The 4,878-nt window shown below is 60.9% G+C and carries 3 protein-coding genes; 2 read left to right on the plus strand and 1 reads right to left on the minus strand.

The window, feature by feature from the left end; all coding sequences use genetic code 11:
• Positions 1–76 precede the first annotated feature (76 nt).
• Both BDE01S_RS08380 and BDE01S_RS08385 read left to right on the plus strand, forming a co-directional pair.
• Entirely contained in the window at positions 77–1,978 is a 1,902-nt protein-coding gene (locus BDE01S_RS08380; protein WP_066080108.1) for a polysaccharide biosynthesis protein, read from the plus strand.
• Positions 1,979–2,024: 46 nt separating this feature from the next.
• Positions 2,025–3,815 carry an extracellular solute-binding protein gene (locus tag BDE01S_RS08385; protein ID WP_066080111.1) on the plus strand — a complete coding sequence of 597 codons (1,791 nt, stop codon included), beginning with the start codon at positions 2,025–2,027 and terminating at the stop codon, positions 3,813–3,815.
• Positions 3,816–4,079: 264 nt separating this feature from the next.
• Here the strand turns inward: BDE01S_RS08385 and BDE01S_RS08390 are convergent, their stop codons facing one another.
• Complete coding sequence (locus BDE01S_RS08390) at positions 4,080–4,853, minus strand: tetratricopeptide repeat protein (RefSeq protein ID WP_218015864.1); 774 nt, start codon at positions 4,851–4,853, stop codon at positions 4,080–4,082.
• Positions 4,854–4,878: the final 25 nt, after the last annotated feature.

A 4,878-nucleotide genomic window follows, 5' to 3' on the forward strand; every position in this document is an offset into this window, starting at 1 on the left:
TCTCATACTGTGTTCTTCGACGATACCATAAACACACGGCGGCTTGATGCCGTCTGAAAACACACACGCAACCGCTATGATTTTGGAAAAACTGCTCGCCCTGCCGCGCGCCGCCAAAAAAATCCTGTTTGTCTGCCACGACATACTGATGATTTTTGCGACATTCTGGTTTACCCAGCGCCTGAAGGCCGACTACTATCAGGAATGGAGCGACCCGGCCAACTGGCTGGCTTTTGCCGCCACGCTCGTGCCGACGCTGCTGGTGTTCACGCGCCTGGGGCTTTACCGCGCCGTCATCCGCTATCTCAATATGCGCGTGCTGGCGGTGGCGCTGGCCGGCAGCCTGGCTTCGACCGCGTTTTTCTTTTTCAGCGTGCTGTATTTCGAGCAGCTGCGCCTGGCGCTGCCGGTGGTGTATTTCGTGCTGCTGCTGGTGTTAACCGGCGGCTCGCGCCTGCTGCTGCGGGCGGTATTGGTGGAGCGGCGCGGGCATTCCGCCCCCGTATTGGTGTACGGCGCGGGGCAGTCTGGGCGGCAGCTGGCCGATGCGCTGCGGCAGAACGCGGCTTACTGGCCGGCGGCGTTTATCGACGATGCGCCGGAAAACCACCACATCAATATCCGCGACTTAACCGTTTACCCGCCGTCTGAAATCGGGCGGCTGGTACACAAATACGGCATCCGCAAAATCCTGCTCGCCCTGCCGCACACCGCGCCCGCCAAACGCGCGGCCATTATCCGCAGCCTCGAGCCTTACGGCTGCGAAGTGCTGACCATACCTGCGGTCAGCGACTGGGTGGGCGGCAGCATCAACGCGGGCGCGTTGCAGAAAATCTCCATTTCCGACCTGCTCGGGCGCACACCCGTCGATCCCGTGCCCGAGCTGATGCGTGCCGATACCTTCGGCAAAGCCGTGATGGTCACGGGCGCGGGCGGCTCCATCGGCGCGGAACTCTGCCGCCAGATTGTGCAGCAGCAGCCCGCGCGGCTGGTGTTGTTTGAGCTGTCCGAATTCGCCCTTTATGCCATCGAGCGCGAGCTGGCGCGTTTGCAGACGGCCTCGGGCAGCCCGGTGGACATCGTGCCGCTGTTGGGCTCGGTGCAGGATCAGGCGCATCTGCAATCCGTGATGGAAACCTTCCGCATCGATACCGTTTATCATGCTGCGGCCTACAAACATGTGCCGCTGGTCGAATACAACACCATCGCCGGCCTGCGTAACAATATCTGGGGCACGCTGCGCTGCGCCGAAGCCGCCGAAGCCGCCGGCGTGGCGACGTTTGTCTTGGTGTCCACCGACAAAGCCGTGCGCCCGACCAACACCATGGGCGCGAGCAAGCGCATGGCGGAGCTGGTGTTGCAGGCCATGGCCGCCAAACCCGGCCAAAGCACGCGCTTCTGCATGGTGCGCTTCGGTAATGTCTTAGGCTCGTCCGGCTCGGTCGTACCCCTGTTTGAGCAGCAAATCGCACGCGGCGGGCCGATTACCCTGACCCACCCCGACATCACGCGCTATTTCATGACCATTCCCGAAGCGGCGCAGCTGGTGATACAGGCCGGTGCGATGGGCAAAGGCGGCGATGTGTTTGTACTCGATATGGGCGAACCCGTCCGCATTATGAATTTGGCCAAGCAGATGATTCGTCTGAGCGGCCTGAAGCTGAAAGACGAAGCCCGCCCCGACGGCGACATCGAAATCCGCATCAGCGGCCTGCGCCCGGGCGAAAAGCTCTACGAAGAGCTGCTGATCGGCGACAACGTCCGCCCCACCGGCCACCCGCGCATCATGACCGCCAGCGAAACCATGCTGCCGCCCGAGCGTTTGGCCGACTGGCTCGCACGCATGGATGCCGCCTGCCACCGCGCCGACCAAGCCGCCATCCGCGCCCTCTTACTGGAAGCACCCGCCGGGTTTGCGCCTAAAGACGGCATCTGCGATTTGCTCTGGCAGCAGATGCCGTCTGAAAAATCCGCTTGAATATCGTAAACGCCCGCTCCCACCCATACCCTGACCGACAAGCATTATGATAACGAAACTGCCCGCCCTGCTTCTTTTTGCCGCCGCCCTGCTCGCCGCGCCCGCCCGCGCCGACCACGGCCTCAGCCTCGGTCAGCCGCCCAAATATGCCGCCGGTTTCCCGTCTTTTGATTATGTGCGCGCCGACGCACCCAAAGGAGGCACGTTAACGCTGCCCCTGCCCGGCGGCTTCGACACGCTCAATCCCTTTACCCTCAAAGGCGACCACGAAAGCGGCATGGCGATGCTGACGCTGGATACGCTGATGGAAAAAAGCTGGGACGAGCCTTTCGCCGTGTACGGCCTACTGGCGGAAGACGTGCGCGTCGCGCCCGACGGCCTGTCCGTTACCTTCCGCATCAATCCCCGCGCCCGCTTCCACAACGGCGACCCGGTGTTGGCCAAAGACGTGGCCGCTTCGTTCAACACGCTGACAGCCGACCCCGCCGCCGCGCCGATGTACAAATTCTACTGGGGCGATGTTGCCCGCGTGGAAACGCCCGCTCCGCGCACCGTTGTGTTCCACTTTAAGCAGCGCAATTCCGAGCTGCCGCTGATTTTGGGCGAACTGCCCGTGTTTTCGCACAAAAGCTACCCCAAAGGCCTGGCATCAGCCGCCAACACGCCGCCCATCGGCTCCGGCCCCTACCGCTTTGCCAAAGCCGAGCGCGGCCGCCAGAGCGAATACCGCCGCGATCCGCAATATTGGGCGCAGAACCTGCCCGTACGCAAAGGCCGCTACAATTTCGATACCGTCCGCTTCAAATACTATAAAGACGACAGCGTGCGCATCGAAGGCCTGAAAGGCGGCCAATACGACTTTATGCAGGAAAACGTCGCCCGCAACTGGGCGCGAGCCTACCCCGAAGCCGCGCTGCAGAAACGCGGCCTGGCCAAACACGAGTGGACGCACCGCAATACCGCCGGTATGCAGGGCTTTGTGATGAACACGCGCAAGCCGCCGTTTGACAATATTCTGGTGCGCCGCGCCATGGTGGAAAGTTTTGATTTTGAAACCACCAACAGCCGGATGTTTTACAGCGCCTACCGCCGCAGCAACAGCTTTTTTACCAACAGCGAGCTGGCCGCCCGCGGCCGCCCCGAAGGCGCGGAGCTGGCGCTGCTCAACCCGCTGAAAGCGCAACTGCCGCCGCAGGTGTTTGCCCAAGACGCACCCGAACCGCCGCGCATCGATGCCGCCCAGGGTGTCCGCCCCAACCTGCTGAAAGCCCGCGCCCTACTCGAGCAGGCGGGCTACCGCTACCGCAACGGCGTATTGGTGGACAAACAGGGGCGGCCGCTGGCGTTTGAATTTCTCTCCCCGAGCAAAACCTATGAGCGCGTGACCGCCAAATGGCAGCGCGACTTGGCGAAAATCGGCGTGAAAATGACCGTACGCACCGCCGACTCCGCCGTATTCCAAAAGCGCATGACCGCCTTCGATTTCGATATGACCATCGTGGTTTATGCCAACAGCAACAGCCCGGGCAACGAGCAGGCCATGTATTTCGGCTGCGAAGCCGCACGCACCGAAGGCAGCCGCAACTGGGCGGGCGTGTGCCTGCCTGCGGTGGAAGCGCTGCTGAAAAAATTCGAGCATTTCAACAGCCGCACCGAGCTGGTCGCCGCCGCCCGCGCACTCGACCGCGTGATGCGCCACCAATACATCGTCGTGCCAAACTGGTATGCCGACACCTACCGCGTGGTCTATCGCGATACCTTGGGCTTTCCCGCCACTATGCCGCTGTATTACTCACCGATGGAGCGGGCATTGAGCGTCGGCTGGTATCGGAAATAACGTGCGTTCGGGATAAAACAAACGGTTGAGGAACAGAGAGCCCTTTGAAATTCAGTAATCTGCATCTTCCCCGTTCAAGACGCAGGGGCAAATATAGTCGGAGAAATTAAATTCTGATACAAGGAGTCGAACCGCAGACAGTACAGGTAGTACGGGGCAGCGGACTTGCTGCTTCAGCAGTAGGTCGGGTGACGAAGCGGGTGTGAAAGAATAAAAAAAAGCCGTCTGAAAGTTGGATTTTCAGACGGCTTTTTTGCGGCAGGATTAGCGCAGGTTGAATGCTTTCAGCGCATCGATGGCGTTTTGATGGCCTTGCGCGGCGGCTTTGCGGAACCACTCAACGGCCTGCTTGTCATCTTTCGCCACGCCCCAGCCTTTGGCATACATCACGCCGAGGTTGTATTGCGCTCGGGCATCTCCCTGGGCGGCGGCTTTGCGGAACCACTCAACGGCCTGCTTGTCATCTTCCGCCACGCCCTGGCCTTTGGCATACATCACGCCGAGGTTGTATTGCGCGTTGGCATCTCCCTGGGCGGCGGCTTTGCGGTACCACTCGACGGCTTGTTTGTCATCTTTCGCCACGCCCCGGCCGTTTTCATACATCACGCCGAGGTTGTATTGCGCGTTGGCAACTCCCTGCATGGCAGCTTTGCGGAACCACTCGAAGGCCTGCTTGTCATCTTTCGCCACGCCCTGGCCTTCGGCATACATCACGCCGAGGTTAGATTGCGCCTCGGCATTTCCCTGCATGGTAGCTTTGCGGAACCACTCGAAGGCCTGCTTGTTATCTCTCATCACGCCATCACCTTTGTAATACATCAGGCCGAGGTTAGATTGCGCGACAGCATTGCCCTGTTGCGCCAGTGGCTGCCATAAGCGCAGGGCTGTGGCGTAGTCTTTACGCTGGGCAGCTTCAAGGGCGCGATTGAATTGTTGATTTGTCTGTTCAGAGCTGATTGATGTTGGGGAAGGAGATGCCAGAGCGGGCAGGGTATGGAATGCGAGCAGACCGCCGAGCAGGGCGGCTAGGAGCGGGATATTATTTTTGCGGGGGGGGGGGGAT

Origin of the sequence: Bergeriella denitrificans NBRC 102155 (genome assembly GCF_001592185.1) — a bacterium.
GTDB lineage: Bacteria > Pseudomonadota > Gammaproteobacteria > Burkholderiales > Neisseriaceae > Neisseria > Neisseria denitrificans.